The sequence below is a fragment of the Kitasatospora sp. NPDC101183 genome, assembly GCF_044767945.1.
Taxonomy (GTDB): domain Bacteria; phylum Actinomycetota; class Actinomycetes; order Streptomycetales; family Streptomycetaceae; genus Kitasatospora.
Genome location: NZ_JBIWOW010000013.1, coordinates 52703 through 78615, shown reverse-complemented (window position 1 = coordinate 78615; position 25913 = coordinate 52703). Strand labels below are relative to the sequence as shown.

The window sequence follows — 25913 nt, the reverse complement described above, 5'->3', positions numbered from 1 at the left end:
GACTCCCCTTCTGACCCCCGCCCTTGTAAAGCGGGGGTCAGAAGACCGAGCAGCCCGAGAGGGTGGTCAGCGAGTCCAGGGCGGCGACCGCGGCCACCGAGTTGCCGGCCCGGTCCAGGCGGGGGCCCCAGGCGCAGACCGCCGCGCGGCCCGGGATTATGGCCAGGATGCCGCCGCCCACGCCGCTCTTGCCCGGCAGGCCGACGCGGAAGGCGAACTCGCCCGCCGCGTCGTACGTCCCGCAGGTCAGCAGGACGGAGTTGACGCGCTTGGCCTCGCTGCGCGTCATCAGCCGGGTGTCGTCCGCCCGGACGCCGTAGCGGGCCAGGAACGAGCCCGCCAGGACGAGGTCCCGGCAGCTGGTGGCGATCGCGCAGTGCGCGTAGTAGTGCTCCAGGACGGACTCGACCGGGTTGCGCAGGTTGTCGTGGCTGGCGATGAAGTGCGCCAGCGCCGCGTTGCGGTGGCCGTGCGCGGCCTCGGAGGCGGCGACCACCGGATCGGTGTCCAGCAGCGCGTTGCCGGACTCCTGGCGCAGGAACTCCCGTACGGCGCCGGCCGCGTCGCCCGTCAGGCTCAGCAGGCGGTCCGTCACCACCAGGGCGCCCGCGTTGATGAACGGGTTGCGGGGGATGCCGTGCTCGCTCTCCAGCTGCACCAGGGAGTTGAACGGGTTGCCGGAGGGCTCGCGGCCCACGCCCTGCCAGAGCGCGTCGCCGCCGTAGGAGAGGGCGAGCGCGAGGGTGAACAGCTTGGAGATGCTCTGGACGGAGAACGGGCGCTCCCAGTCGCCGACGCCGTACAGCTCGCCGTCCACCGTGGCGACGGCCATGCCGAAGGACTCCGGGTCGGCCTCGGCCAGGGCCGGGATGTAGTCGGCGACGCGGCCCCGGCCGGCGGTGGCCCGGGCGGCCGCCTCGGCGGCCTCCAGCAGCCGCGGGAAGTCCAGGGTCTCTGCGGCGTCCAACGCTTCGTCCTCCTCGGTGGGCGGGGCGGCCGTTCCGACCCCGGAGGATTATGCCGTCCGCGCTGGTCAGGGCGGGTACGGGGGCCGCTACGGCGCGTTGGTCGGCGCCTGGACGGGCGGGCCGGTGAGCAGGTCGCCGGCCTCGGAGTAGGGCCAGCCGTTGGGGACGCAGCCGTGCAGGCCCTTGATCTGCTGCATCATCACCGGCGCGGGGGCGCCCGGGCCCGGGCAGTCCACGTGGCCGTTGCCGAGGATGTGGCCGACCTCGTGGTTGATCGCCAGCGCGTGGTAGAGCGCGGGCTGACCGGCGTAGAACTCGGACAGCTCCGTCCAGCGCTTGAGGTTGATCACCACCTGCTTGTTGGCCCCGCAGTTCACCCAGCCGCCGGTGTCCAGGCCGTACTGGCCGCAGATCCGGTCGGTGGAGCGCGGGGTCGCCAGGTAGACGGTGAAGTCCACCGGGTCGGCGGCCACCCGCTGGAAGGAGGCGGTGCCCCCGGCCGCCCAGCCCCGGTGGACGTCGTCGAGGACGGCGTCCACCTCGGCGGCGAACTGCTCGGGGCGCTCGGCGAGGCCGTCCTCCACCCGGACCTTGTAGCGGTACAGGTGCTCGCCGCTGCCCACGCGGGCGGTGCCGCCCGGGGCGGTGGTGAAGGCGAGGGCGGCGGGCTTCTCCGGCGTCCAGGGCTGCCACCACAGGAGGCCGGCGGTGAGGGCCGTGACGAGGAGGAGGGCGGCGAGGGCGCGGCGGGGGCGCCGGCGTATGACGCCCTTCATCGGGGGTGGGCCATTCTCGGTGCTCCTGTCCGTGCGGTGTCCGTCCGACAACGGACACAACGGGCAGGCCGAACGGGGCGTTCATTCGGGGCGTCCGTACCGATGGGTTCCGGACGGATCGCGGACGGTTTCCGGGCTCGCGGAGGGAGGGTGTCGGGCGGCGGGCGCCGGTGGTTCCCGGAACCACTCGATGGTGCCACCCGGGCGGCGTGTCCCTGGGTTCGGGCGGCGGGATCCGGTGTCCTGGTGCCTGCCGGGCCCGCTCCCGGCCCTTCCCGTCACACCGCTGCCGCTGGAGGCACCGCCATGTCCGTCACCACCACCGTCACCACCGTCCTCGCCGTGGAGGGCATGAGCTGCGGCCACTGCGAGCGGACCGTCAGCACCGGCCTGGCCGCCCTCCCGGGCGTCACCGGCGTCACGGCGGACGCGCCGAGCGGACGGGTGACCGTCGCGTCGGCGCGCCCGCTGGAGGACGAGGCGCTGCGGGAGGTGGTGGACGGGGCCGGGTTCACCTTCGTCGGGCGGCTCTGAGCGCCGCGCCCGGCAGGGCCGGCCGGTCAGCCCATGGACCGCTGGCCGTCCAGGGACTCCCGGATGATGTCCGCGTGGCCGGCGTGCTGGGCCGTCTCGCCGACGATGTGGATCAGCACCCGGCGCGCCGACCAGTGGGCGCCGGGCTCGAACCAGGGCGCCTGCGGCAGCGGCTGGGTGGCGTCGAGGTCCGGCAGCGAGGCCACCAGCTCGTCGGTGCGGGCGGCCACCTCGGCGTACGCGTCGAGCACGTCGGCCAGGGTGTCACCCGGCATCATCCGGAAGTCCTCGGTGTGGCGGGTGAGGTCCTCCTCCGTCCAGCTGGCGAAGTCCGGCATCGCGGACGGGCCCTCGAGGATGAAGTTCGCCCACGCCCGCTCGACCGAGGTCACGTGCTTGATCAGGCCGCCCAGGCAGAGCGCGCTGGCGGTGGTCCGCAGGCCGGCCTGCTCGTCGGTGAGGCCCTGGGTGGTGAAGCGCAGGAAGTGCCGCTGCTTGCCCAGCGCGACGAGGAGGTCGGCGCGCTCGCCGGTGACGGGGGCGGTGGTGACGGTGGTCATGGTGGTGCCTTTCGTACGGGTGGGACTCCTTGGTACGTGCTCCACGCTATGGGGCGAAGCGGTCACTTCCTGACCTGAATTCCGGCGAGAATCAGGGACATGGCGAACACCAGCACCAGGACCCTGCGACTGCTCTCGCTGCTCCAGTCCCACCGCTACTGGCCCGGCGAGGAGCTCGCCGCCCGGCTCGGCGTCTCCGTGCGCACCCTGCGCCGCGACATCGACCGGCTGCGCGAGCTCGGCTACCCCGTCGAGGCGCACCGGGGCGTGGACGGCGGCTACCAGCTCGCCGCCGGCGCGGCGCTGCCGCCGCTGGTGATCGACGACGAGGAGGCCGTCGCCCTCGCCGTCGGGCTCCAGGCGGCGGCGGAGAGCCCGGTCGAGGGCATCGCCGAGGCCTCCGTGCGGGTGCTCGCCAAGGTCGTCCAGGTCATGCCGGGCCGGCTGCGCCTGCGGGTCGAGGCGCTGCGCGCGATGACCGTCCCGATCGACTGGAGCCGCACGGCGAGCACCCGCGTCGACCCGGACGTGCTGACCGTCGTCGCGCTGGCCTGTCGGGACGACGAGCGGCTGACCTTCGGGTACGTGGCGGCGGGCGGGCGGCGCAGCGAGCGGCACGTCGAGCCGCACCGGCTGGTCTGCCTCGACCGCCGCTGGTACCTCGTCGCGTACGACCTCGGGCGCTCCGACTGGCGCAGCTTCCGCCTCGACCGGCTCGCCGCGCCCGAGCGCACCGGGGCCCGGTTCTCGCCGCGGCCCCTGCTGGCCGCCGACGCCGCGGAGTTCGTCCGTGCGGGGCGCAGCGGGATGCCCCGGCCGTACGAGGTGGAGGCGATCGTCGAGGCCCCGGCGGAGCGGGTGCGCGCGAGCATCGACCGCTGGGGCACCGTCGAGGCCCTGGCCCCGGACCGGTGCCGTCTGCTGATGGCGGCCGACTCGCTCGACTGGCCGGCCATGGCGCTGGGGGCGCTGGGGGCGGACTTCGAGGTCGTCCGGCCGCCGGAGCTGCGGGCGCTGCTGGCGGAGTGGAGCGCGCGCTTCGCCCGGGCGGTGGGGGAGGGCGGGTGACGGGGGCGGGTGACGGGGGGCGGGTGACGGGGCCTACTCCTCGGCCTCCTCGGCGCGGACGGCGGTGGTGGCCAGGGTGGTGTACCGCATGGTGAAGCCGCCGCCCAGGGCGTCGATGGCGTCGCCCACCGCGCGCAGGACCTCGGCGCTCTGGTCGGGGCGGAGGAGGGTGAGGTTGCCGGTGGTGGCGAGGAGGTCGAGCCACTGGGCGCGGGTGTAGGGCCGCTCCCAGTCGAAGCGCCACTGCTCGGGTTCCCGGAAGCGGCGGGTGGCGCGGAGCTGGTCGGCGATCCCGGCGTAGGCCGCCTCGTACAGCGCCAGGGGGCGGCGGGCGGGCTGGTCGACGAAGGGGGAGTCGGGGGCCGTGCGGCGCAGGGCCACCGCGAAGGGGTCGGCGATCTCGGCGGGGGGTTCGAAGACGTGCCCGAAGAGGGCCAGGCGGCCGTTCGGCCGCAGGAGGTCGGCGGCCTTCGCGGCGCCGAGGGCCGGGTCGACCCAGTGCCAGGCCTGCGCGGAGACCACGGTGTCGAAGGTCCGTCCGGCCGGTTCCCAGGCCTCGAAGGTCGCCACCTCCACCCGGAGGCCGTGGGCCCGGGCCGCCTCGGCCATCCGCGCGTCCGGGTCGACGCCGAGGACGGTGCAGCCGGCGGCCCGGAACTGGCGGGCCGCGATGCCGGTGCCGCAGCCGACGTCGAGCAGGTCGGGGCCGGGGCTGCCCCCGGCGATGCGCGCCACGAGTGCGTCGGGGTAGGCGGGGCGGGCCTGGTCGTAGCGCCGGGCGTTCGTGCCGAAGGACTCGGCCGTCTGCCGGGCCCGGTGCGCCGCAGGGCGGCGGGGCTCTAAAGTGGGCATGCGCCCACACTGGTGGGCAAGCGCCCACTTGTCAACGGAGGGACCGCGACTTGCCGACCGGAGTGCACCTTCGCGATGCGCGGCGGCATCTGTTCGACGCCGCCGAACGCGTCCTGCTGCGGGAGGGGCCGGGCGGCCTGACCAGCCGGGCCGTCACCGACGAGGCCGAGTGCGCCAAGGGCGTCCTGCACCGGCACTTCACCGACTTCGACGACTTCCTCGTCGGACTCGTGCTCGACCGATCCGGCCAACTGGATGTGCAGGCAAGGGAGTTGGGCTCGCGCGTCGGCGCCGGCGAGGTGACCGGCAACCTCGCCGAGGCGCTCACCGCCCTGTTCGGGCCGGTGCCCGTGGCGATCATCCCGCTCATCACCTTCCGCGACGGGCTGCGCGCCCGGCTGCGCGAGGCCATGCCCGGCGGCGGCATCGCGATCCTCGCCCAGGTCGCCGCCGCCGTCTCCGCCTACCTGACGGGCGAGTGCGCCGCCGGGCGCATCGCGGCGGACGCGGACGTGGACTCGCTGACCCTGTCCCTGGTCGGCGGCGGCCACCTGCTCTTCGCGGACCGCGAGCCCGGGCCGCCCGACGCGGAGGCCGTCCACCGGCTGGTGGGCACCGTCCTCGCCGACGTCCTGCAGCGCCGCCCGCGCTGAGTGCTGTTCAACTGTTGGGCCGGGCAGAGGAGTCGGCGGCGGTGGTGGTCTTCGGTTTGGCGGAGGCCGGCCCCGTCCGGCTCTCCTTGACGCCCGTGCCCGCGAGGACCTTGGCCTCGTTGGAGGAGGACACCTCGGCGGCGGGGAGGCGTTGAACACGTCCACCGTCGCCGGGGCGGCGGTCTGAGCGGGCGGCTGGGCCGGATTCTGGGTCGGGTTCTGGGGCGGGGGCGCGTTCGGGGCGGCGGTGTCGGCGGGGGTGCTCGCCAACACCGCCTCCGCACCTCGGTCCTCGCCTGCTGGGGTCGGCGCCTCGGAGCGCCGACCCCAGCGCCCGCAAGCGTGTTGGTGGGTTGCGGGGTTCTGCCCGGGGCCGTCGCGTAGCGGTTGGTCAGGTGGTGGTGGCGGGGCGCTTCACCGCCTGTCGCCACTGCGCCTCGGTTGCAGGCGGCCGGGCCTCGGTTGCCGCTTGGTGGCCAGGTGGGTGAGGCCCCGCCCACCTCCGTCTCCGCCCGCGCCCCTGCCGGCGAGGTCGCTGTGCGGCGGCTGATCAGGGGGCGATGGTGGCGAGGGTGGTGTGGAGGAGGGTGAGGGCGGGGGCGAGGGCCGCGAGTGGGGGTGTGGCGAGGGCGAGGCGGAGGGCTGCCGGGGGGTGCGGGGTGGTGGCGAAGGCGTCGGCGGTGGAGACGAGGATGCCCCGGGCGGCGAGGAGGGCGGCCGCGTGGTCGGGGCGCTGGTGGGGTTCGAGGGTGAGCCAGACCGTGTACGAGGTGGGGTGCGCGGTGAGGTCGAGGCCGGCGAGGGCGGTGCGGGCGATGCGCTGGCGTTCGGCGGCGTCGGCGCGCCGCTCGGCCTCCAGGCGGGTCACCGTGCCGTCCGCGAGCCAGCCGCTGGCGAGCGCGGTGATCAGGGAGGGCGCGCCCCAGGAGGCGGTGCGCAGGGCGCTGGTGACGGCGCGGAGGTGGCGGTCGGGGACGACGGCGAAGCCGAACCGCAGCCCGGTGGCGACGTTCTTGGAGAGCCCGGCCACGTAGCAGGTCCGCTCGGGGGCGAGGGCGTGCAGCGGGGGCGGGGCGGCGGTGGCGAGGAAGGCGTAGGTGCCGTCCTCGATCAGCGCGCAGTCGTGGGCGGCGGCGATCGCCGCGAGGCGTTCGCGCTGCGGGAGGCCGAGGACCCAGCCGAGCGGGTTGTGGAGAGTCGGGACGGTGTACACCGCCCGGACGGGCCGGGCGCGGCAGAGGCGTTCGAGCGCGTCGAGGTCGGGGCCCGCCGGGGTGACGGGGACGGGGGCGAGGTCGAGGCCGTGGGCGGCGGCGAGGAGCCTGATGCCGGGGTAGGTGAGCGCGTCGACGGCGAGGACGTCGCCGGGGCGGGTGAGGGCGCGCAGCACGCAGTCGAGGGCCTGCTGGGTGCCGTTGGTCAGCAGGACGTGCTCGGGCGCGGTGTCGACGCCCCGGTCGAGCAGGTACCGGGCGACCGCCGCCCGGTCGTGCCGGTGGCCGCCCGGCGGCTGCTGGAGGAGCAGGGCCTCGGCGTCTCCGGCGGTGGCGAGGGCGCGCAGGGCCCGGCGCAGTTGGTCACCCTGGTCGGGGGAGAGCGGCTGGTTGAAGGAGAGGTCGGCGACGCGGGGGACGGGCAGGGTGCGGGAGGGTTCGAGGCCGTCGTAGCCGGAGCGGACCTTCACGAACGTGCCGCGCCCCTGCTCCCCGGCGACCAGCCCGGCGGCGGCGAGTTCGGCGTAGACGCGGGTGGCGGTGGCCAGGGCGATCCGGCGCTCGCGGGCGAGGGCTCGGTGGGTGGGCAGCCGGGTGCCGGCGGGGAGGGCGCCGCTGCGGATGGCCTCGGCGTACTCGTCGACGATGGCCTTGTAGGAGGGCGGTCGCACGGGCGCGGCACCTGCCGATCCGTTCGGGGTGGGCACGGAGCAGGAGTGTATCCAGGACAATGAGTGGATTGTCCTGGCCCGCTGTTCCTAGTGTCGGAGGCGTCCGACAGTGCGACAGTGCGAACAGCCAGGGAGCGCCGGAATGACCGTCCGCAGCGAGCGGGACCAGCAGGTCGTCACCCTCACCATCGACCGGGAGAAGAAGCTCAACGCCCTCGACTATCCGACGATCGACGCGCTGCTCGCCGAGCTCGACCGGATCGAGGCCGAGGACGGCGTCCGCGCCGTCGTCCTGACCGGCGCCGGGCGGCGGGCGTTCAGCGCCGGCGCCGACATCCCCTCGCTGGCGCAGAGCGTCGCGGGCGGCCCTGAGCGGGCGCTGCGCGAGTTCGTGCGGCGCGGGCACGCCCTGACCCGGCGGATCGAGGAGTTCCCCAAGCCGATCGTCGTGGCCGTCAACGGGCTGGCGTACGGCGGGGGTTGCGAGATCACGGAGGCCGCGCCGCTGGCGGTCGCGGCCGAGCACGCGCGGTTCGCGAAGCCGGAGATCTCGCTCGGCTTCCCGCCGCCGTTCGGCGGCTCGCAGCGGCTTCCGCGCCACGTCGGCCGCAAGCGGGCCCTGGAGATGATCCTCACCGGGGATCCGATCCCGGCCGCCCGGGCCGCCGAGATCGGGCTGGTCAACTCCGTCGTCCCGGCGGACGAACTCCTGTACGCGGCGAGGGAGTTGGCCGATCGTGTCATCCGCCACGCGCCCACCGCCGTGGCGGCCTGCCTGCGGGCGGTGACCCGGGGGATCAACCTGCCGATCGACGAGGGCCTGGCGGTGGAGGCGGCGGCCTTCGCGGCCACCGTCCCCACCGAGGGCGTGCGGGCGGGGATCCAGCGGTTCCTGGACCGGTAGGCGCCGGTCCGTCCCCGGTCCGGCCCCGGAAGGCTACTGCCCGACGCGGCCGTCGACGCACTCGCGCAGCAGGTCGGCGTGGCCGCAGTGGCGGGCGTACTCGTCGATCCGGTGCACCAGCATCTCGCGGACGGCGATCCCCTTGCGGCCGATGTGCGCGCCGAGGTCCGTGTGGGCGGCCAGCACCGCGTCGGTGGCGGCCTGCTCGCGCTCCAGGTCGGCGAACGCCCCGTCCACGCAGGCCTGTTCGCCCACGGCCTCCTCGAAGTCCGCGTCGCGCCGGCCGTAGAGCCTGGGCAGCGGCTCGCCCTCGGTGACCCAGTTGCGCCAGTCCCGCTCGACCGAGGCCAGGTGGCGGACGAGGCCCAGCAGGGACATCGTCGACGGCGGCACCGAGCGGCGGGCCAGCTGCTCCGGGCTCAGGCCCTGGCACTTGAGGCGCAGGGTGAGCCGGAAGTGCTGGACGTAGTCGAGCAGCGTGGGGAGTTCGCCCTCCGGCGTGGGGCTCTCGCAGTCGCGGGGGTCGTCGGCCGGGTCGAGCCACATGTCGGGGTGGACGGTCGCCTCGGTCCAGCGGGTGAGTGCTTGTTCGCTCATTCCGGACATGGTCGTCGGCGGACGGGGGCGGCGCCATCAGTTTTCCGTACGAGCACGGTCCTCCGCTGCGCGCAGGACGGCGGCGAGGTCGGCGAAGCCCCGGCGCTCGGCGTGGGCGCGGGCGGTGACGCCGTCGCCGTCCGCGAGCAGCGGGTCGGCGCCGTGGGCGAGCAGCACGTCGACGATCTCGCGGTGGGCGGGGCCGCCGTCGCCGAGGATGACGGCCTCCAGCAGGGCCGTCCAGCGGAGGTCGTTGACGTGGTTCACGTCGATCGCGGTCTCCTCCAGCACCGCCCGGACGTACGCGACGTGGCCGCGCTCGGCGGCGGGGATGACGCAGACCCCGCCGTAGCGGTTGCGGCGGGTCAGTTCGGGGCCGCCGGGCAGCAGGGCGCGCATCATCGGGACGCTGCCGGTGATGCCGGTGACCAGCCAGGGGCTGTTCAGCTGCCCGTCCTGGGCGTTGACGTCCGCGCCGGCCCCGACCAGCAGCCGGGCCACGGCGACGCGGTCGGCGAAGGCGGCGCGCAGCAGCGGGGTGCGGCCCTCGGCGTCGCGGGCCTCGACGGAGGCGCCCGCCGTGAGGGCCTCGCGGGCGGCGGCCACGTCCCCGGAGTGGGCGGCGGCGAGCAGTGCGCGGTCGGCCGGGGAGGGGGTGCGGTCGGTCATGGCGGGCTCCTTGGCACGAGAGAACGGACGCGGTCCAGCCTGCCGTCGTGGGGGCGGCGGGGGGATCGGCGGGGCGGCCGCAGTGGTCGAGCGCAACGGCGGAGGGCCGGGTCAACCGATCGGTTGACCCGGCCCTCCACGCTCACCAGGACAGTGGGTAGCGGACGTGGTGCCCGCCGATCCGGCCGGGCAGCAGGCCGATGGCGACCAGCAGGGAGGTCGCGAGCAGGAGCAGCGGCAGGAAGGGGACGGGGTGCGGGGCCTGGAGCACGACGATGACAGCGGTCGCGGCGGCCGGGGAGTGCGGCAGGCGGGTGAGCATCATCGCCCCCAGTGCCAGGCCGGCGGCTACGGCCGCGCCCCAGGCGGTGCTGCCGGTGACGGCCAGGGTGGCAAAGCCGATCACCGCCGAGAGGAGCTGCCCGCCGACCAGGTTGCGCGGCTGGGAGATCGGCAGCCCAGGCGCGCCGTGCACCAGCGCCGCGCTGGCGGCCAGCGGCGGGATCAGCAGTGGCTGGTGGAGCAGGAAGCCCACGCCGACCAGGATGAGCAGGGCGCCGATGGCGAAGAGCGTCTCCCGCAGTGCGTGCAGGGGGTGGGGTCGGCGGGTGGCGGCGGGCTGCGGGGAGGGCATGGGTGAGCGGCTCCGGGTGGGGGACGGGGACTCGGAGATGATAGACAAATTGTTGAGCAATTGGTCGGATGATTTGCCTCAGGGGCAAACCGGCCCGGAGGAGAGGGAGCACCGCATGAGCATCGACGACCCCCGCGTGACCGTTTTCCGCGACGTGCGCCCCCACGGCGCCGCGCAGCCCGTCGACCTGATCGCCGTCGGCGGCCTGCTGGCCGACCGGGTGCCGGACGGGGCCGTGCCGGAGGTCGTCGACGGCGGCGGGCGGATCGCCCTGCCCACCCTGGTGGACGCGCACATCCACCCCGACAAGACGGCCTGGGGCGAGCCCTGGTACAGCCGCCGCCCGGCCGGCTCGCTGCCCGACTACGTCCAGGGCGACGTCGACCTGTACCGGCACCAGGGCACGCCGCTCGCCGAGCGGGCCCACCGCCTGCTGGCCCACGCCGTCACCCGGGGCGCCCGTGCCGTACGGGCCCACGTGGACGTCGCGCCCGCCTACGGCCTGGCCGGGGTGACCGGCCTCGCCGAGGTCCGCGAGCGGCTGGCCGGGGTGCTGGACGTGCAGATCGTCGCCTTCCCGCAGCACGGCGTGCGCCGCACCCCCGGCGCGGGCGAGCTGCTCGCCGAGGCGGCGGCCGGCGGGCTGATCGACGCCGTCGGCGGCATCGACCCCGAGGGTTTCGACGCCGGGCGCGGGGCGGACGGCGAGGGCGCGGCCCAGCTCGACCAGGTCTTCGACCTCGCCGCGCGTCACGGCCTGCAGCTGGACGTCCACCTGCACGACCGGGGTGAGCGCGGCCTCGGCCCGCTGCGCGAGATCGCCGCGCGCACCCGGGCCTCCGGGCTGGCCGGTCGCGTCGTCGTCAGCCACGCCTTCTGCGTGCCCGAGCTGAGCGGCGCCCCGCTGGCCGAACTCGCCGCTCTGCTGGGCGAAGCGGGCGTCGGCCTCACCACGGTGGCGCCCTCGGCCCACCAGGTGCTGCCGTTCCGCGAGTTGCAGGCCCACGGCGTCCGCGTCGGCCTCGGCTCGGACGGCGTGCGCGACTCCTGGAGCCCCTTCGGCAACGCGGACATGCTGCACCGCGCCCACCTGCTCGGCTGGACCACCGACGCCCGCACCGACGAGCAGCTCGCCGAGTGCTTCGCCCTGGCGGCACACGGCGGCGCCGACCTGCTGGACCTGCCCCGGGCGACCCTGGAGCCCGGCTCGCCGGCCGACTTCATGCTGCTGGCCGGCGAGTGCCTGCCCCAGATCGTGGTCGACCTGCCGCCGCGCGACCTCGTCGTCCGCGCCGGCCGCGTGGTCGCCCGCGAGGGGCGCTTCACGGGCTGACGCGCTCCCGCGGTATCTCCTCGCCCGGGCGGGCCGGCCACTCCGCGGGCAGGCCCAGCGCCTCGGCCTGACGGCGGGTGATCCGCTGGACGACGAGGGCCGTCTGCACGCAGCCGGCCAGCATGATCGCCGAGGCCGCCCAGACGGCGGGCACGCTCGGGTGCGGGCCCGCCGCCAGGGCGTACGCGACCATGCCGGCGACGGTCGTGCCGAGCCAGGTGTGCACCAGCACCGGCCGGCCCGGCACTCCGCTCGCCCGCCAGAGCCCGAGCGTGATGGGCCAGCGCATGACCAGGCTCAGCCCGGGGACCAGCCAGCCCGCCATCGCCCACCCCGGCGTGAACGGCTGCACGCCGGGGGAGAGCAGCTCCGCGTTCGCCCGCACCCGGCGCAGCCAGACGCCGAGGACGGGCAAGCCCATGAGCAGGAGGACCGCGTAGAGCAGGCCCGACACGCCCGTCAGCGCCGCGCGGTCGGGATCGAGGGAGGCCACCCGGCCCACGGCGAAGCACACCCCGCTCAGGACCGCGAGGAACTGCACCCCGCGCGCCACCTCGCGCGGATCCGACGGCGGCGGCGCGGCCTGCCGCTGCGTCAGTTCGACCATGGAAGACCCCCGTTGACCTGTTCGATCCTGCTGATGCGGAACGGACGCTAGCAGGCGCCACTGACAACTCCGCACCGAGCCCGGTGAACTCCGCGAGCACGGCGGCCCGGCGGCGGGGCAGGGCCGCCCCCGCGCCCCCGTCCAGGGGTGCGCGGCGGGGCCGCCCGGTGTTCAGTGCGGGTTCGGCGCGGGTCCGGCGCGGCGGGTCAGCCCAGCGCCTCGGCGCGGTGCGTCACCCGGCCGTCCAGCACGGTGAGCAGGACGGGCACGCCCGCCAGCTCCTCGGCCGCCGTGGTGAGCGGGTCGGCGGCGAGCACCGTGAGGTCGGCGCGGTGCCCGACGGCGAGGCGCCCGGCGAGGTCCTCCTCCCCGGCGGCGAAGGCGGCGTTGACGGTCATCGCCCGCAGCGCCTCCAGGGCGGTGAGCGCCTGGCCGGGGTTGTGCGGCGGTTCGGCGAGGTCCCGGGTGGGGCGGCGGTGGCGGGCGCCGGCCATCACGCCGAGCGGCGGGTAGGGGGCGATCGGCCAGTCGGAGCCGAGGACGACGGAGGCGCCCGCGTCCCACAGGTCGCGGCAGCGCCAGGCGCGGTCGGCCCGCTCCTCGCCGAGGCGGCGCGACCAGTTGTCGGTGTGGTCGGCGCGGGTGAAGTCGCAGCAGTGGGTGGGCTGCATGGAGGCGGTCACGCCCAGTTCGGCGAAGCGGCGGACGGTGTCGTCCGGGACGGTCTCGATGTGCTCGATCCGGTGCCGCACCACGGACGACGAGGTGGAGGAGGCGGACGCGATCGCATCGAGCGCGTGCCGCACGGCGGCGTCGCCGATGGCGTGGGTGGCCGTCGGCACGCCGGCGCGGTGCAGCTCCCCGATGACGCGGGTGTAGTGCGCCGGGTCCGGCCAGAAGGCGTGGGTGGACTCCCCGTGGCAGTCCGGGCGTTCGAGCCAGGCGGTGCCGTTGTCGATCGTGCCGTCCATGAACAGCTTGACGCCGTCGACCTTCCACAGCCGCCCGCCGAGGCCCTGGCGCCCGATCAGCCCGCGCAGCCCGTCCTCGTCCACGCCGGGCTGGCACCAGGGGGCGACGCGCAGCCGCAGCGGCAGGTCCCCGGCGGCGTCCAGCTCGGCGTAGAGGTCGAGGCTGTCGCCGTTGGCGTCCATCGCGTGGCCGCCGGTGAGGCCGGTGGCGGCCATGGCGCGCAGCGCGGTGGCCAGGCGCTCGCGGCGCTCGGCGCGGGTGGGCTGCGGGGCGGCGCGTTCGACGAGTTCGCAGGCGGCGTCCTCCAGCAGCAGGCCGGTGGGGCGGCCGGCGGCGTCGCAGACGACCTCGGCGGCCTGGTCGAAGCGGCGCGGGCCGTCCACGCCGGCGAGTTCGAGGGCGCGGGGGCTGGCGAGCATGGAGTGGGCGTCGAAGAGCTGGAGCAGTGCGGGCACGCCGTCCAGGACGGGGGCGAGCGCGGCGGAGGCCACGGGGCGGTCGCCGAAGACGTTCGGGTCCAGGCCCCAGGCGTGCAGCCAGGCGCCGGGGGCGAGTTCGCGCACGGCGGCGGCCAGGGCGGCGCGGACGGCGTCGAGGTCGGCGCAGCCGGAGAGGTCGAGGCCGTGGGTGAGTTCGGCGCCGGTGACGGGGTGGAGGTGGCCGTCGACCAGGCCGGGGGTGAGGACGGCGCCCTTGAGGTCGATCACCGTGGTTGCGGGGTCGGCGAGTTGGCGGATCGTCCGGTCGTCGCCGAGCGCGGCGACGCGTCCGTCGACGACGGCCAGGGCGGTCTGGGGAAGGAGGCCGCCGCTCGCCGGGTCGAGCAGGCGGGCGGAGAGGAGGACGAGGGTGGTGCGCACGTGCGGCTCCAGCGATGGGGGACCTGGCTAGCGGGGGGCCTGGTCGGTGGGGGACCGGTCGGTGGGGTTCAGGGATGCGACGAGGGGGCCCAACGTGCCCTCCTCCAGGCCGAGTTCACGCTCGGCGGTGGCGACGGCGAACCGGGCGGAGGCGGCGGAGTGGCGGCTCAGGCCGGTGTTGGCGTGGACGGCCAGGCCGTCGATCACGACCAGGATGTGGTCGGCCGTCACCTCCGCGTCCCCCGTGCGGAACTCGCCCCGTTCGACGCCGCTCGCGATGACGCCGCTGAGCCGCCCGTGCCACCGCGCCTCCTGGGCCAGCACCCGCTCGCACAGGACGGGCCGGTAGCGGCTGAGGTGGCGGGCGTTGAGCCAGAGGCGGCTCATGTCGTCGAAGCCCGGGCCGGTGGCGCGGGCGAAGAAGCGGGCGAGGTGGGCCAGGGGTGAGCCGTCCGCCGGGTCGGCGGGCAGCAGGGTCTCGAGTTCGGTGGTGGCGGCGCTGCCGAAGGCCTCGGCGACGAGGTCCTCGACGGCCGGGAAGTAGTGGCTGATCAGGCCCGGTCGGACGTCGAGCTGGTCGGCGATGCGCCGCAGGGTGATGCACTCCAGCCCCTCGGTGAGGGCGACCGCGGCGGCGGCCCCGACGATCTCCGCCCGCCGGTCGCCCGGGGCTTTGCGAACCCTTGTGCGCTGAACGCTTGACGTCATGTGGCGGATGCTATTGAGTGTGCGACCAATAAGCAAGCAGGTGGGCACGACACCCCCACGGAGGGCCCCCAATGGCGTCCACGCTCCCGGACCACCCCCACACGACCCCGCAGCCCGAAGCCCTTCACCAGGCGGAACGCGGCGGCCGGGTCGAGGTCCACGGCATCGACCACATCCCCGAGACCGAACGGCGCGGCCGAGCCCGCGAACTCTTCCCCGTCTGGGCCGCGGCCAGCGTCAACTACCTGAACCTGGTGGTCGGCGGCGCCCTCGTCCTGTCCGGGCTGGGCCTCTGGCAGGCCTTCGCCGTCGTGGTCGTCGGCAACCTGTGCTGGCTCGGCACCGGCCTGCTCGCCGTCTCCGGCCCCGCCGCCGGCGCCCCCAGCGAGGTGATCACCCGCGCCCTGTACGGCGTCCGCGGCAACCGCGCGAACAACGCCGTCACCGGCTGGATGATCTCCGTCTGCTACTTCGCGCTCAACCTCGCCGCCGCGGCCGTCGCCGCCTTCTCCCTCGCCGAGCGCGCCGGGATCACCCCGACCACCCCGACCAAGATCGCCATCGTGATCGCGATCGTGGTCGTCACCCTCACCATCAGCGTCTACGGGCACGCGGTCATCGTCCGGGTCTACCTGCCGATCACCCTCGCCCTCGCCGCCGCCTTCGCCGTCGTCGGCTACGCGATCGTCCGCCACGCCGACTTCGGCTGGCACCAGCCCCAACCGCTCGGCGGCGGGCAGCTGTGGGCGGCGGTCTTCGCGGGCGTCACCCTGATCGCCTCCGGGCCGCTCTCCTACACCACCAGCGCCGACTTCTCCCGCTACCTGCCGCGCACCACCCGCCCCGGCGCCGTCCTCGGGTGGACGGCGCTCGGCGGCTTCCTGCCCAGCGTCGTCGTCGGCGGCCTCGGGGTGCTCGGCGCCACCGCCGTCGACATGACCGACCCGCAGGCCTCGCTCCAGCAGATCCTGCCCGGGTGGTTCGTCCCGGTGTTCCTGCTCGCCCTCGTCGTCGGGACGATCGCCGTCAACGCCCTCACCGCGTACAGCGCGGGCCTGGCGCTCCAGGCCGTCGGCATCCGCATCCGGCGCACGCTCAGCGTGCTCGCGGACGGGACGGTCGCGGTGGCGCTGACGCTGTACGCGCTGCTGGTATCCAACTTCCTCGACACCGTCAGCAACGTGCTCCAACTGACGGTGGTCCTCCTCGGGCCCAGCACGGCGATCTACGCCACCGACATCCTGCTGCGCCGCAACCGCTACGACGGGCGCGCGCTGACGGACGAGAGCCCGGGCAGCCCCTTCTGGTACCGCGCGGGCGTCAACCCGGCGGGCGCGGCGGCCCTCGCGGCCGGGGTGACGGCCTCCGCCCTGTGCGTCGACACCCTCTACACCGGGCCGGTGGCCGCGCTCACCGGCGTGGACCTCGCGCTCCCGGCGGGCATCCTGGTCGCGGCGGCGGTCTACGGGGTGCTGATGCGCGGGCTCCGGGCCGCCCCTCAGAGCTGACGCCCCTCCTTCTCGTCGGCGACGGTCTCCCCGTGCGGGGTGAAGCCCATGTACGCCTCGAACAGGTCGTCACCGCTGCGGAAGGCGAGCAGGCGCGCCTGGGCGGCCCCCTTCCCGTCGCCGAAGTGGAAGGCGAGAAGCGGGGCCTCCCGGTCCTCGGAGCCGTAGCCGAGGGTCTTGGCGGTGCGGGGGCCGGGGTCGCCGAAGACCACGGACGGCGGGCCGTAGGCGTCCAGCACCTGGTCGAGGGTGCGGTTCCTCTTCGCCCAGTCGTCGACGCTCCCGAGCAGGCTCCCGTAGTCGTCGGCCCCCAGGGCCCGGTCGAGGCGCAGCCAGCCGCGCCGGTGCGCCGCGTCCCCGTACTCGGCGGCCACCACGTGGATCTCGGGCTGGGGATAGCAGTACCGCACCAGCGCGGTCATGCTCAGGCGCGCGTTCCCGTCCACGATCCACCGCTCGCCCTCGCTCTGCGCGAGCGCGTCGAGCAGGCGCGCCAGCTGCCCGACCCCGCCGTGCTCGCCCGGGTGGCGCACGGCGGCGTTGAACCGCTCGACGAGGTGGTCGTGCTCGGCCGCATCACGCGGAGGCGCGTCGCCGGCACTGCGAGGAGTCGACATGGCGACCACCCTGCTCGCCCGCCGCCCCGCCGTCCACCCCTTTCACGCCGCAACCACTACGGCCTCAGTGGCGGGCCTTCTCGTGCCGGGCGGCGAGGGCCTTGCCGTCCAGGCCGGGGTCAGCGGCAGAGGGCGTGGAAGGTGTAGCCCTCGTGCTGGAGGGTGGTGATGATCGTCGGGAGGGCCGCGACCGTCTCGCTGCGGTCGCCGCCGCCGTCGTGGAGGAGGATCACCGAGCCGGGGTGGACAGCGGTGAGGACGCGCTGCTCGATGGCGGGGGTGCCGGGGCGGGACCAGTCCTGGGGGTCGACCGTCCACAGGACGATGGTCTTCCCGAGGGCGGCGGCGCGGGCCTTGACGGTGGGGTCGGTGAAGCCGTACGGGGGCCGCAGGCAGGTCGGGTTGACACCGGTTCGGGCCTTGACGGCGTGGTCGGTGTCGAGGATCTGGGCGTTGAAGTCGGCGAGCGAGAGGGTGCGCAGGTCGGGGTGGGACCAGGTGTGGTTCTGGACGCTCTCGCCCTGGCGGGCGACCTGGCGGGTGGTGGCCGGGGAGGCCGCGACGTTCTGGCCGACCTCGAAGAAGGTCGCGGGCACCCCGTACTTCGCGAGGACGGCGAGCACCTGCGGGGTGTTCGGGCCCGGCCCGTCGTCGAAGGTCAGGTAGACGACCTTGGGCGGCGCAGGGGGAGCGGCGGCCACGGCAGGGGCGGCGAGGCCGAGGGCGGCGGAGGTCAGCGCGGTCAGCACACAGGCGGCCGAGCGCAGCGGACGGCGGGAGCGGGGAGGCGTGGGGGGCATCGGGGCCTCCGGGGGTGGGCGGCCGGGCGCGGCCCCGTCACCCCGGGCAGCCGTCGACCCGGGCGGTGGTGCCGGGTGAACGGTGCTGCGCCCCAGGGGAGTTCGTCTCCCCACCATCCTCCGTCGGCCGTACCGGGGCCGCATGTCGGTCGAGCGCCCACCCGGTGTCGGGGGTGTCGGCTAGGGTGCGGGGCGGGTGAGCACGGGCCAGGGGAGGCGGCGGCGATGGGCGAGGGCGCGCAGGGCGACGGTACGGGGGAGCGGGAGGGCATCCGCTGGCTCGCCGGGATCCGCTGGGAGCTGGACGGCGTGGTCTTCGCCCGGGGCATACCGCCGCTGGAGCTGGCCCGCCGCATGGGCGCGGACCCTTCCGTCGGGGCGGCGCCGATCAGCGGCGACGAGGTGTGGGAGCTGGAGATCGAGTCCTACCGCCCGGGCGAGGACGGGGACGGCGTGGTCCGGATCGGCGAGTGCGGCGGATGGTCCTTCGCGATCGAGTACGGGGACTCCACGGGCGCCGACCGGCTCACCGAGATAGCGCGCGACGGCGTGGAGGTGGTGCACCTCCGCCCGATGCCCGAGCACCCGCCGGCGATGTTCGACTACGCCCGCGACGGCGCCGCCGTCTGCGGCTTCGGCCTGTGCGAGGAGCGCTGGCGCTGGGGCCAGGAGCCCGACCTGCTGCTCCCGGAGCTGGTCGAGGCCCGCGTCCTGGAGGCGGACGGCATCACCTCCGCCGCGCCGGACGGGGACCACGAGGCGATGCGCGCCCGCAGTCTCGGCGTGGTGGAGCGGCGGTTCGGCCTGGACCTGCCGAGGGCGGTGCTGGGCGAGCTGCGCCTGCCCGCGTACGCGGTGCGCGGAACCCCCGGGATGCGCCTCTAACCCTTTCGGCGGGTAGTACGGGTCGCGGCGCACGCCCCCGGTCGGGCGCCACCGGCGGGCGTGGGCGCGCTGCCGCCCCTAGGGTCGTTCGTGCGTCGACCGCCCGGTGTCAGGGGCGTGCGCGCCCCCTTCACACGCCGGGTCCGGGAGCGGATCACGCGTGAGCGACCGCAGCCCGAGAGGTGGACCCGCCCCATGCTCACCGCCGTCCGTGGAGTCCGTGGAGCCCACCGAACCCGCCGGTCCCGTCGCGTCGGGGAAGCCGGCGCCCTCGGCCTCACCGCCCTGCTGCTCGCCTGCGCCACCGCCTGCCAGGGCGGCGCCTCCTCCTCCGCCGAGCCCGCGCCGACGCTCACCGCCTCCGGCGGCCCGAGCGGCACCCTCGCCCGGCAGCAGCCCCTGGACTGGCACGCCTGCCCCGCCCCCAGCGCCGCCCAGGGCGGCGGCACCCCGCCCGCCTCCGACTGGCAGTGCGCCACCCTCAAGGCCCCGCTGGACCACGCCGAGCCCGACGGCCGCACCATCGACCTCGCGCTGATCCGCAGCCGCGCCAAGGACGAGCAGCACCGCCTCGGCTCGCTGCTGTTCAACTTCGGCGGCCCCGGCGCCTCCGGCGTCGCCACCCTGCCCGCCCTGGCCGGGACGTACGCCTCCCTCAACTCCCGCTACGACCTGGTGGGTTTCGACCCGCGCGGGGTCGGCGAGAGCGCCGGGGTCACCTGCCTGGACGACAAGGCGATGGACGCCAACGCGGCGGTCGACGCGACGCCCGACACCCCGGCCGGGGTCAAGGCGCTGGACGACGCCAACGCCGCCTTCACCGCCGCCTGCCAGAGCAACTCCGCCGCCGTGCTCCCGTACGTCGACACCGAGAGCGCCGCCCGCGACATGGACCTGATGCGCCAGGCCCTCGGCGACGCGAAGCTGTCCTACTTCGGGATCAGCTACGGCACCCAGCTCGGCGGCGTCTACGCGCACCTGTTCCCGGAGCAGGTCGGCCGGATGGTGCTGGACTCGGTGGTCGACCCGACCAAGGACCCGCAGCAGTCCGCGCTCGGCCAGGCCCAGGGCTTCCAGCTCGCCCTGGACGACTTCATGAAGGCCTGCGCCACCGGCCAGAACGCGCCCGTCTGCCCGACGGGAGCGGGCGGCGCCGAGGGCACCGCGAAGGTCACCGACCTGCTGCAGCAGCTCCGGAAGTCCCCGCTGCCCACCTCCGGCGGTCGGCAGCTGACCGAGAGCCTCGCCGTCACCGGCATCGCGGGCTCGCTGTACAGCCAGGAGACCTGGCCCGCGCTGGCCGTCGGCCTCACCGAGGCGATGCAGCGCGGCTCCGGGGACACCCTGCTCCAGCTCGCCGACGCGCTCTCCGGCCGGGACGCGCAGGGGCGCTACACCAACCTGAGCGCCGCCAACCGGGCGATCAGCTGCGTGGACGCCCGGCAGCGCTACTCCGACCAGGACGTCGAGAAGCAGCTGCCCGAGTTCCGCCAGGCCTCCCCGGTGTTCGGCGAGTACACCGCCTGGGGCCTGACCGGCTGCACCGGCTGGCCGGTGGCCGGGAAGACCGACCACCCGGAGGTCTCCGCCACGGGCGCCGCCCCCGTCCTGGTGGTCGGCACCACGGGGGACCCGGCCACCCCGGTGGAGGGGGCCAAGGCGATGGCGACCCGGCTCGGCGCGGGCGTCGGCGTCACCGTCACCCTCCAGGGCGAGGGCCACGGCGGCTACAACACCGGCAACCCCTGCCTCAAGCAGGCCGTGGACGCCTACCTCCTCGACGGGACCGTCCCGGCGGACGGCACCACGTGCGGCAGCTAGGGCCTGTCCAGCGCGTGGCCGAGAAGTGGCCCACCGGACTGCAGGGCGATTGGCTCTGTCGAGCGGACCACTCGCCCCGCTAGGCTCGCTCCCGTGACCAACGCCGATCAGAACGCCAAGCCCACCAAGGTCGACTTCTACTTCGACCCGATCTGCCCCTTCGCCTGGATCACCTCCCGCTGGATCCTGGAGGTCGCGAAGCAGCGCGACCTCGACCTCACCTTCCGGGTGATGAGCCTGTCCGTCCTCAACGAGGGCCGCGAGGACCTTCCCGAGCGCTACCGGGAGCTGCTGGACCGGGGCTGGGGCCCCGTGCGGGTGTGCATCGCCGCCGCCGAGCAGCACGGCGAGGGCGTGCTGGGCGCGCTCTACACCGAGCTCGGCACCCGGTTCCACAACCAGGACCGCCCCGCCGACGACACCGTGATCCGCGAGGCGCTCGTCGCCGCCGGGCTGCCGGAGGAGCTGGCGGAGGCGGCCAACAGCACCGCGTACGACATCGCGCTGCGCAAGAGCCACCACGAGGGCATGGACCCGGTGGGCGAGGAGGTCGGCACCCCGACCATCCACGTCGACGGCGTCGCCTTCTTCGGCCCCGTCCTGACGGCCATCCCGCGCGGCGAGGACGCCGTGCGCGTCTTCGACGGCGTGCGGCTGCTCGCCGGCTACCCGAACTTCTTCGAGCTCAAGCGGACCCGCACGGGGGAGCTGGACTTCTCCTGACCCCGCTCCACGGCAGGTAGGGGCACGCCCAGGGCGGCCCGGCGAGCAGCGCCGGGTCGCCCTTTCGTTTGCCCATTGCTACGCGATGCGTACTACGTGGCGTGTACTATGCCGCCATGGCCCAAGACCTGCCGGACGGCACCGAACACCCGTCAACCGAGAGGGAGTTGACGGGCCGTACGGCCCGGCCCCTCACCCGCGCCCAGCGCCGCGCCCTCGGCGCCTGCCTCGCCCTGGCCCTCGCCTTCACCGCCTTCGCCTACACCACCACCCAGCTCCGGGCCCTGCGCTCGGGCAGCCCCTGGCAGGGCGACCCGTACGACGCCGTGGTCACCTTCACCCTGTTCCTCGTCCCCGCCCTCGCCGGGCTCTCCACCGCCCGCGCCTGGCTCTGCCGGGGAGGCGCCCCGCAGCCCGGCTACCGGGTGGACCAGCTGCTGCGGGCCGCCCGGCTCGCCACCCTGCTCGTCGCCCTCACCGTCGCCACCGACGCCGCCGCGGCGGCCCTGCGGGCGGAGCACGAACGCTGGGACGGCCGCACCCCCTGGCTGATCCTCGCCCTGCTGCCGCTCGCGATCGGCACCGCCCACTGCCTGCGGCTGCTGCGGCCCGCCGTGCGCGAGCTGCCCCCGGAGGAGCGGCGCAGGCCCGGCGGCGACTGGCTCGACGACCTCGCCCTCCTCGCCGCCCCGCTGCTCGACCTCACCGCCGCCGTCCGGGTGCTGCGCCGCCACCTCGTCGCCGCCGCGGCCGGGCTGAGCCTGCTCGCCGGAGGCCTGCTCGTCACCGGGCAGGCGGTCGGCGAGGGACGGCCCGCGCCGCTGCTCGCCCTGCTGGAGCTGACGGTGTTCTTCAGCGGGTTCTTCGCGTTCTGCCTGCTCGGCGACGCCGCCCTGAGGATCACCGTGGACGGCGGGCGCTGGAGCCCCGCCCGGGCCGCCGCCTTCGCCGCCGCCCTGGCCGTCCCCGTCGTCGGCGGGCTGCGCGACCCCGTGTGGACGCTGGCCGGGCTGCCGGGCAGGGTGGACACGGCGGGCAGACTGCTGGCGCTGGTCGCCGTCGCGGCGCTGCTCGCGGGCGCGGCCACCCTGGCGACGGGGGTGGGCACGGCGCGGTCGGCGCCCCCGGCGGGCGGAGCGGGCCACTGAGCCGTTAGCGGCCGGGCCCCGGGAGGCCGACCATGGAGACGGAGCCCGAGAGCCCGAGAGGCGGTGAGCGTGGATGATCGTACGGATAAGGTGGCGCGACGCCCGCCACCCCGCGACGCCCCCGCCGACCCGGCCCCCGGGAGGCGGCCCGCCCAGGACCCCCAGGACCCCCAGGACCCCCGGCGGCCCCGGCGGCCCCGGCACCCCGAAGCCGCCCTCGCCCACCCTGCGCCGCTGGCTGCTCCCCGTCGCCGTCCTGGCCACCCTGCTCCTGCTGGTCCTCTTCTCCACCCCCGGCAAGAGCGGCACCACCTACGGCTACACCGACCTCCTCGGCAAGGTCGACGCCGGCCAGGTCCAGACCGTCAACGTCACCGACACCGGCGGCGTCAGCGGCACCCTCAAGAACGGCACCCGCTTCACCAGCCAGATCCCCACCGCCCTCGACACCTCCCAGCTCAGCAAGGCCCTCAACGACCAGCACGTCACCATCACCGGCAGCCGCAGCAGCGGCGGCAGCTCCTTCTGGTCCCTCCTGCTGCTGTTCCTGCCGCTGCTGCTCTTCGGCGGCCTCTTCCTCTGGTCCGGCCGGATGGCCGCCCGCTCGCTCGGCGGCGGCCTCAGCGCCATCGGCCGCTCCCGCGCCAAGATCATCGAGGCCGAGCGGCCCGCCACCCGCTTCGCCGACGTGGCCGGGTACGAAGGGGTGAAGCAGGAGGTCAGCGAGGTCGTCGACTTCCTGCGCAGCCCCGAGCGGTACGCCGCCGCCGGCGCCAAGGGCCCGCGCGGGGTGATCATGGTCGGCCCGCCCGGCACCGGAAAGACCCTGCTCGCCCGGGCCGTCGCCGGAGAGGCCGAGGTGCCCTTCCTCTCCGTCACCGGCTCCGGCTTCGTCGAGATGTTCGTCGGCGTCGGCGCCTCCCGGGTCCGCGACCTCTTCGACGACGCCCGCAAACGCGCCCCGTCCATCGTCTTCATCGACGAGATCGACGCCGTCGGCGGCCGGCGCTTCGGCGGCTCCCGCCTCGGCGGCAACGACGAACGCGAGCAGACCCTCAACCAGCTGCTCTCCGAGATGGACGGCTTCGACCAGAGCACCGGCATCGTCGTCATCGCCGCCACCAACCGCCCCGACGCCCTCGACCCCGCCCTGCTGCGCCCCGGCCGCTTCGACCGGCAGGTCACCGTGCCGCTGCCCAACCAGGCCGAACGCGCCGCCATCCTCGCCGTCCACACCCGCGGCAAGACCCTCGCCCCCGGCGTCGACCTCGACCGCACCGCCCGCGGCACCCCCGGATTCTCCGGCGCCGACCTCGCCAACCTCGTCAACGAGGCCGCCATCAACGCCGTCCGCGCCGAACGCGCCACCATCACCGCCGAGGACCTCGACGCCGCCCGCGACCGCGTCCTCCTCGGCCGCCGCGAACCCTCCAACGCGCTGCTGCCCGACGAGCGGCACGCCGTCGCCGTCCACGAGTCCGGGCACGCCCTCGTCGCCGCGCTGTGCGAGCACGCCGACCCCGTCGCCAAGGTCACCATCCTGCCCGCCGGCGTCGCCCTCGGCGCCACCGAGCAACTGCCCGAGGCCGAGCGGCACCTCTACAGCGAGGGGTACCTGACCGACCTCATCACCGTCCGACTCGGCGGACGGGCAGCCGAGTTGGTCGTCTTCGGCGAGGGCTCCACGGGCGCCGCGAACGACCTCGCGGGCGCCACCTCCGTCGCCACCCGGATGGTCCGCGAGTTCGGCCTCTCCCCGGAGCTCGGCCCGGTCGGCTACGCCTCCGGCACCCCCGGCTACCTCGGCGAGAGCCCCGAGGACCTGCTGCGCCGCCCCTACAGCGAGCAGACCCAGCGCACCGTGGACGAGGCCGTCGCCCGGCTGCTGCGCCGCGCGGAGCGCCGGGCCGTCGACCTGCTGCGCGAGCACCGGGCGCGGCTGGACGAGCTGGCGGCGCTGCTGGAGGAGCGGGAGACGGTGGACGGCAGCGTGGTGCTCGACATCCTGCGGAAGGGGGCGGAGGGCGACTGAGCACCCGGGTGGCATACTCGCGGAGGTCAGCAGCACGCACGACCGAAACGACCGGGGTGGATGGTGTCCGGAACCACTGAGCTCGACGTCCAGCGGGAGATCGCCCGCGCCCTCGGCGTGGCCGCCGTCGAGGACCCGGCCAAGGAGGCCGAGCGCCGCGTCGCCTTCCTCGCCGCCCAGCTCCGGGGCGCGGGCGCCCGCAGCCTCGTCCTCGGCATCAGCGGCGGGGTGGACTCCACCACCGCCGGCCGGCTGTGCCAGCTCGCCGTCGAGCGGCTGCGCGAGGAGGGGTACGAGGCCGCGTTCTGCGCGATGCGGCTGCCGTACGGCGTCCAGGCCGACGAGGCGGACGCGCAGCGGGCGCTGGACTTCATCCGCGCGGACGAGGTGCTCACCGTCGACATCAAGCCCGCGACGGACGCCGCCCTGGACGCCCTGGCCGTGGCCGGGCTCACCTACGGGGACCACGCGCACCAGGACTTCGTGCGCGGCAACGTCAAGGCGCGCCAGCGGATGGTCGTGCAGTACGCCGCCGCCGGGGCCAAGGGCGGGCTCGTGGTCGGCACCGACCATGCGGCGGAGGCGGCGGTCGGCTTCTTCACCAAGTTCGGCGACGGCGCGGCGGACGTGGTGCCGCTCTCCGGCCTGACGAAGCGTCAGGTCCGCGCCGTGGCCGGGGCGTTGGGCGCACCGGAGGAGCTGGTCTGGAAGGTGCCCACCGCCGACCTGGAGGACCTCGACCCGGGCAAGCCCGACGAGCGGGCCCTCGGCGTGACGTACGAGCAGCTCGACGACTACCTGGAGGGCCGCCCGGTCAGCCCCGAGGCCGCCGCCACCGTCGTCGCCCACTACCGCCGCACCGCCCACAAGCGCGTCCTCCCCATCGGCCCCGACCAGGCCTGAGTCCCTCCGGCCCCCACACGGGTCCCGGAGGCGGGTGGGGAAGATCACGTACTGCCCCCGGGGCGCGCCGGTTACGGTGGCGGGCAGACGTGTGCGAAGCGGAGGGGGCGTGCGCATGGCGGGGGTGACGGGGCGTCGGCTCGCGGTGGTGTCCGGGGGCGGCAGCGGGATCGGGCGGGCGATCGCCGCCCGGCTCGTGGCCGACGGGCACCGGGTGGTGGTCCTCGGCCGCCGGGCGGCCGTGCTGGAGCGCGCGGCGCAGGAGATCGGCGGCCCGGTGACGCCCCTGCCCGGCGACCTGACCGACCCCGCCGCCGTCGAGCACCTGGCCGCCCGGATCGCCGAACTCGGCCCGGTGGACGTGCTGGTGAACAACGCCGGAGCCACCGTCACCCCGCCCGAGGACGACTCCCTCGCCGCCCTGGCCGGAGCCTGGCGCCGCGACCTGGACGCCAACCTGCTCACCGCCGTCCTCCTGACCACCGCCCTGCAGCCCCACCTCGCCCGCCCGGGCGGCCGGCTCGTGGTGATCAGCTCAGCCGCCGCCCAGCGCGGCGGCTCCGGCCCGCACTCGGCCGGTTCGTACGCGGCGGCGAAGGCCGCCCTGCACGGCTGGGCCTTCGGCCTGGCACGGCAGTTGGGCCCGGACGGCGTCACCGTGAACGTCCTCGCGCCCGGCTACGTCCAGGACACCGAGATCTTCGGCGAGGGCTGGAGCGAGGACTTCCACGCGCGCAAGGTCGCCGACACCCTGGTCGGCCGCGCCGGCACCCCGGAGGACGTCGCGGAGGCCGTCGCCTACCTCGCCTCCCCGGCGGCCGGGTACCTCACCGGCCAGGTGATCGGCCTCAACGGCGGCGCCGTCCTGGGCCGGTGAGCCCCGGACAGATGAGCCC

Annotated in this window: 27 protein-coding genes; 13 read left to right on the top strand and 14 right to left on the bottom strand. The window is 75.4% G+C overall.

Going from position 1 to position 25913, the window contains the following annotated elements; genetic code table 11:
* Positions 1–37: 37 nt before the first annotated feature.
* Positions 38–949, bottom strand: coding sequence for a glutaminase (locus tag ACIRRS_RS19615; protein ID WP_402972512.1), 912 nt, complete (start codon positions 947–949; stop codon positions 38–40).
* Between the two features lie 105 nt (positions 950–1054).
* Positions 1055–1744, bottom strand: coding sequence for a DUF3152 domain-containing protein (locus ACIRRS_RS19610; protein WP_402972223.1), 690 nt, complete (start codon positions 1742–1744; stop codon positions 1055–1057).
* A gap of 306 nt (positions 1745–2050) precedes the next feature.
* On the opposite strand from ACIRRS_RS19610, the gene ACIRRS_RS19605 reads away from it, so the two are divergent.
* Positions 2051–2278: a heavy-metal-associated domain-containing protein gene (locus tag ACIRRS_RS19605; RefSeq protein WP_402972221.1), complete on the top strand. Its 228-nt coding sequence runs from the start codon at positions 2051–2053 to the stop codon at positions 2276–2278.
* 26 nt (positions 2279–2304) lie between these two features.
* Here the strand turns inward: ACIRRS_RS19605 and ACIRRS_RS19600 are convergent, their stop codons facing one another.
* Positions 2305–2838: a DinB family protein gene (locus ACIRRS_RS19600; protein ID WP_402972219.1), complete on the bottom strand. Its 534-nt coding sequence runs from the start codon at positions 2836–2838 to the stop codon at positions 2305–2307.
* A 99-nt stretch (positions 2839–2937) separates the two neighbouring features.
* On the opposite strand from ACIRRS_RS19600, the gene ACIRRS_RS19595 reads away from it, so the two are divergent.
* A complete protein-coding gene (locus ACIRRS_RS19595) occupies positions 2938–3906 on the top strand; it encodes a helix-turn-helix transcriptional regulator (protein WP_402972217.1) in 969 nt (322 codons plus the stop codon).
* Positions 3907–3939: 33 nt separating this feature from the next.
* On the opposite strand, the gene ACIRRS_RS19590 is transcribed toward ACIRRS_RS19595, so the two are convergent.
* Positions 3940–4758, bottom strand: a complete 819-nt coding sequence (locus tag ACIRRS_RS19590) for a class I SAM-dependent methyltransferase (RefSeq protein ID WP_402972215.1) — start codon at positions 4756–4758, stop codon at positions 3940–3942.
* A 50-nt stretch (positions 4759–4808) separates the two neighbouring features.
* Here ACIRRS_RS19590 and ACIRRS_RS19585 point away from each other — a divergent pair, with 50 nt between their 5' ends.
* The gene (locus tag ACIRRS_RS19585) at positions 4809–5411 is read left to right on the top strand and encodes a TetR family transcriptional regulator (RefSeq protein WP_402972213.1); all 603 of its coding nucleotides are present in this window, start codon (positions 4809–4811) and stop codon (positions 5409–5411) included.
* A 7-nt stretch (positions 5412–5418) separates the two neighbouring features.
* On the opposite strand, the gene ACIRRS_RS19580 is transcribed toward ACIRRS_RS19585, so the two are convergent.
* Both ACIRRS_RS19580 and ACIRRS_RS19575 read right to left on the bottom strand, forming a co-directional pair.
* On the bottom strand, positions 5419–5544 hold the full coding sequence (locus ACIRRS_RS19580; RefSeq protein ID WP_402972211.1) for a hypothetical protein: 126 nt from the start codon (positions 5542–5544) through the stop codon (positions 5419–5421).
* Positions 5545–5961: 417 nt separating this feature from the next.
* Positions 5962–7296 (bottom strand): PLP-dependent aminotransferase family protein, encoded by a 1335-nt coding sequence (locus tag ACIRRS_RS19575; protein ID WP_402972209.1) that lies wholly within the window; start codon positions 7294–7296, stop codon positions 5962–5964.
* Positions 7297–7438: 142 nt separating this feature from the next.
* On the opposite strand from ACIRRS_RS19575, the gene ACIRRS_RS19570 reads away from it, so the two are divergent.
* Positions 7439–8200 carry a crotonase/enoyl-CoA hydratase family protein gene (locus ACIRRS_RS19570; protein WP_402972207.1) on the top strand — a complete coding sequence of 254 codons (762 nt, stop codon included), beginning with the start codon at positions 7439–7441 and terminating at the stop codon, positions 8198–8200.
* A gap of 33 nt (positions 8201–8233) precedes the next feature.
* On the opposite strand, the gene ACIRRS_RS19565 is transcribed toward ACIRRS_RS19570, so the two are convergent.
* The 3 genes from ACIRRS_RS19565 to ACIRRS_RS19555 form a co-directional block, all read right to left on the bottom strand.
* Positions 8234–8797 carry a DinB family protein gene (locus ACIRRS_RS19565; protein WP_402972205.1) on the bottom strand — a complete coding sequence of 188 codons (564 nt, stop codon included), beginning with the start codon at positions 8795–8797 and terminating at the stop codon, positions 8234–8236.
* Positions 8798–8833: 36 nt separating this feature from the next.
* On the bottom strand, positions 8834–9466 hold the full coding sequence (locus tag ACIRRS_RS19560; RefSeq protein ID WP_402972203.1) for an ankyrin repeat domain-containing protein: 633 nt from the start codon (positions 9464–9466) through the stop codon (positions 8834–8836).
* A 142-nt stretch (positions 9467–9608) separates the two neighbouring features.
* A complete protein-coding gene (locus tag ACIRRS_RS19555; RefSeq protein ID WP_402972201.1) occupies positions 9609–10100 on the bottom strand; it encodes an HPP family protein in 492 nt (163 codons plus the stop codon).
* 115 nt (positions 10101–10215) lie between these two features.
* On the opposite strand from ACIRRS_RS19555, the gene ACIRRS_RS19550 reads away from it, so the two are divergent.
* Positions 10216–11433 (top strand): amidohydrolase, encoded by a 1218-nt coding sequence (locus tag ACIRRS_RS19550; RefSeq protein WP_402972199.1) that lies wholly within the window; start codon positions 10216–10218, stop codon positions 11431–11433.
* Here ACIRRS_RS19550 and ACIRRS_RS19545 read toward each other — a convergent pair.
* The 3 genes from ACIRRS_RS19545 to ACIRRS_RS19535 all read right to left on the bottom strand — a co-directional run bounded on the left by ACIRRS_RS19545 (position 11423) and on the right by ACIRRS_RS19535 (position 14580).
* On the bottom strand, positions 11423–12040 hold the full coding sequence (locus ACIRRS_RS19545; RefSeq protein WP_402972197.1) for a DUF4328 domain-containing protein: 618 nt from the start codon (positions 12038–12040) through the stop codon (positions 11423–11425). The two genes, ACIRRS_RS19550 and ACIRRS_RS19545, sit on opposite strands and share 11 nt — an antisense overlap.
* 206 nt (positions 12041–12246) lie before the next feature.
* The gene (locus ACIRRS_RS19540; RefSeq protein ID WP_402972195.1) at positions 12247–13872 is read right to left on the bottom strand and encodes an amidohydrolase; all 1626 of its coding nucleotides are present in this window, start codon (positions 13870–13872) and stop codon (positions 12247–12249) included.
* Positions 13873–13899: 27 nt separating this feature from the next.
* Positions 13900–14580, bottom strand: a complete 681-nt coding sequence (locus ACIRRS_RS19535) for a TetR/AcrR family transcriptional regulator (protein ID WP_402972193.1) — start codon at positions 14578–14580, stop codon at positions 13900–13902.
* A gap of 71 nt (positions 14581–14651) precedes the next feature.
* On the opposite strand from ACIRRS_RS19535, the gene ACIRRS_RS19530 reads away from it, so the two are divergent.
* Positions 14652–16088, top strand: a complete 1437-nt coding sequence (locus ACIRRS_RS19530; RefSeq protein WP_402972191.1) for a purine-cytosine permease family protein — start codon at positions 14652–14654, stop codon at positions 16086–16088.
* Here the strand turns inward: ACIRRS_RS19530 and ACIRRS_RS19525 are convergent.
* Entirely contained in the window at positions 16079–16705 is a 627-nt protein-coding gene (locus tag ACIRRS_RS19525) for a hypothetical protein (protein ID WP_402972189.1), read from the bottom strand. The genes ACIRRS_RS19530 and ACIRRS_RS19525 overlap by 10 nt on opposite strands.
* Positions 16706–16824: 119 nt before the next feature.
* Positions 16825–17505: a polysaccharide deacetylase family protein gene (locus tag ACIRRS_RS19520; RefSeq protein WP_402972187.1), complete on the bottom strand. Its 681-nt coding sequence runs from the start codon at positions 17503–17505 to the stop codon at positions 16825–16827.
* A 225-nt stretch (positions 17506–17730) separates the two neighbouring features.
* Between ACIRRS_RS19520 and ACIRRS_RS19515 the strand changes: the two genes are divergently transcribed.
* The 7 genes from ACIRRS_RS19515 to ACIRRS_RS19485 all read left to right on the top strand — a co-directional run bounded on the left by ACIRRS_RS19515 (position 17731) and on the right by ACIRRS_RS19485 (position 25894).
* Entirely contained in the window at positions 17731–18390 is a 660-nt protein-coding gene (locus ACIRRS_RS19515) for a DUF6461 domain-containing protein (protein WP_402972185.1), read from the top strand.
* A 195-nt stretch (positions 18391–18585) separates the two neighbouring features.
* Complete coding sequence (locus tag ACIRRS_RS19510) at positions 18586–20211, top strand: alpha/beta hydrolase (protein ID WP_402972183.1); 1626 nt, start codon at positions 18586–18588, stop codon at positions 20209–20211.
* 93 nt (positions 20212–20304) lie between these two features.
* Complete coding sequence (locus tag ACIRRS_RS19505; protein ID WP_402972181.1) at positions 20305–20934, top strand: disulfide bond formation protein DsbA; 630 nt, start codon at positions 20305–20307, stop codon at positions 20932–20934.
* A gap of 116 nt (positions 20935–21050) precedes the next feature.
* Complete coding sequence (locus tag ACIRRS_RS19500; RefSeq protein WP_402972179.1) at positions 21051–22082, top strand: hypothetical protein; 1032 nt, start codon at positions 21051–21053, stop codon at positions 22080–22082.
* Between the two features lie 73 nt (positions 22083–22155).
* A complete protein-coding gene (ftsH, locus tag ACIRRS_RS19495; protein ID WP_402972178.1) occupies positions 22156–24114 on the top strand; it encodes an ATP-dependent zinc metalloprotease FtsH in 1959 nt (652 codons plus the stop codon).
* Between the two features lie 63 nt (positions 24115–24177).
* Positions 24178–25017, top strand: coding sequence for an ammonia-dependent NAD(+) synthetase (nadE, locus tag ACIRRS_RS19490; protein ID WP_402972176.1), 840 nt, complete (start codon positions 24178–24180; stop codon positions 25015–25017).
* 115 nt (positions 25018–25132) lie between these two features.
* Positions 25133–25894, top strand: a complete 762-nt coding sequence (locus ACIRRS_RS19485) for an SDR family NAD(P)-dependent oxidoreductase (protein WP_402972174.1) — start codon at positions 25133–25135, stop codon at positions 25892–25894.
* Positions 25895–25913: the final 19 nt, after the last annotated feature.

Coding starts and splice junctions, on each gene's coding strand:
- ACIRRS_RS19610 (WP_402972223.1), bottom strand. CDS start 1,744: ATGAAGGGCGTCATACGCCGGCGCCCCCGCCGCGCCCTCGCCGCCCTC.
- ACIRRS_RS19605 (WP_402972221.1), top strand. CDS start 2,051: ATGTCCGTCACCACCACCGTCACCACCGTCCTCGCCGTGGAGGGCATG.
- ACIRRS_RS19600 (WP_402972219.1), bottom strand. CDS start 2,838: ATGACCACCGTCACCACCGCCCCCGTCACCGGCGAGCGCGCCGACCTC.
- ACIRRS_RS19595 (WP_402972217.1), top strand. CDS start 2,938: ATGGCGAACACCAGCACCAGGACCCTGCGACTGCTCTCGCTGCTCCAG.
- ACIRRS_RS19590 (WP_402972215.1), bottom strand. CDS start 4,758: ATGCCCACTTTAGAGCCCCGCCGCCCTGCGGCGCACCGGGCCCGGCAG.
- ACIRRS_RS19570 (WP_402972207.1), top strand. CDS start 7,439: ATGACCGTCCGCAGCGAGCGGGACCAGCAGGTCGTCACCCTCACCATC.
- ACIRRS_RS19565 (WP_402972205.1), bottom strand. CDS start 8,797: ATGAGCGAACAAGCACTCACCCGCTGGACCGAGGCGACCGTCCACCCC.
- ACIRRS_RS19560 (WP_402972203.1), bottom strand. CDS start 9,466: ATGACCGACCGCACCCCCTCCCCGGCCGACCGCGCACTGCTCGCCGCC.
- ACIRRS_RS19555 (WP_402972201.1), bottom strand. CDS start 10,100: ATGCCCTCCCCGCAGCCCGCCGCCACCCGCCGACCCCACCCCCTGCAC.
- ACIRRS_RS19550 (WP_402972199.1), top strand. CDS start 10,216: ATGAGCATCGACGACCCCCGCGTGACCGTTTTCCGCGACGTGCGCCCC.
- ACIRRS_RS19545 (WP_402972197.1), bottom strand. CDS start 12,040: ATGGTCGAACTGACGCAGCGGCAGGCCGCGCCGCCGCCGTCGGATCCG.
- ACIRRS_RS19535 (WP_402972193.1), bottom strand. CDS start 14,580: ATGACGTCAAGCGTTCAGCGCACAAGGGTTCGCAAAGCCCCGGGCGAC.
- ACIRRS_RS19530 (WP_402972191.1), top strand. CDS start 14,652: ATGGCGTCCACGCTCCCGGACCACCCCCACACGACCCCGCAGCCCGAA.
- ACIRRS_RS19525 (WP_402972189.1), bottom strand. CDS start 16,705: ATGTCGACTCCTCGCAGTGCCGGCGACGCGCCTCCGCGTGATGCGGCC.
- ACIRRS_RS19520 (WP_402972187.1), bottom strand. CDS start 17,505: ATGCCCCCCACGCCTCCCCGCTCCCGCCGTCCGCTGCGCTCGGCCGCC.
- ACIRRS_RS19515 (WP_402972185.1), top strand. CDS start 17,731: ATGGGCGAGGGCGCGCAGGGCGACGGTACGGGGGAGCGGGAGGGCATC.
- ACIRRS_RS19510 (WP_402972183.1), top strand. CDS start 18,586: ATGCTCACCGCCGTCCGTGGAGTCCGTGGAGCCCACCGAACCCGCCGG.
- ACIRRS_RS19500 (WP_402972179.1), top strand. CDS start 21,051: ATGGCCCAAGACCTGCCGGACGGCACCGAACACCCGTCAACCGAGAGG.
- ftsH (WP_402972178.1), top strand. CDS start 22,156: ATGATCGTACGGATAAGGTGGCGCGACGCCCGCCACCCCGCGACGCCC.
- ACIRRS_RS19485 (WP_402972174.1), top strand. CDS start 25,133: ATGGCGGGGGTGACGGGGCGTCGGCTCGCGGTGGTGTCCGGGGGCGGC.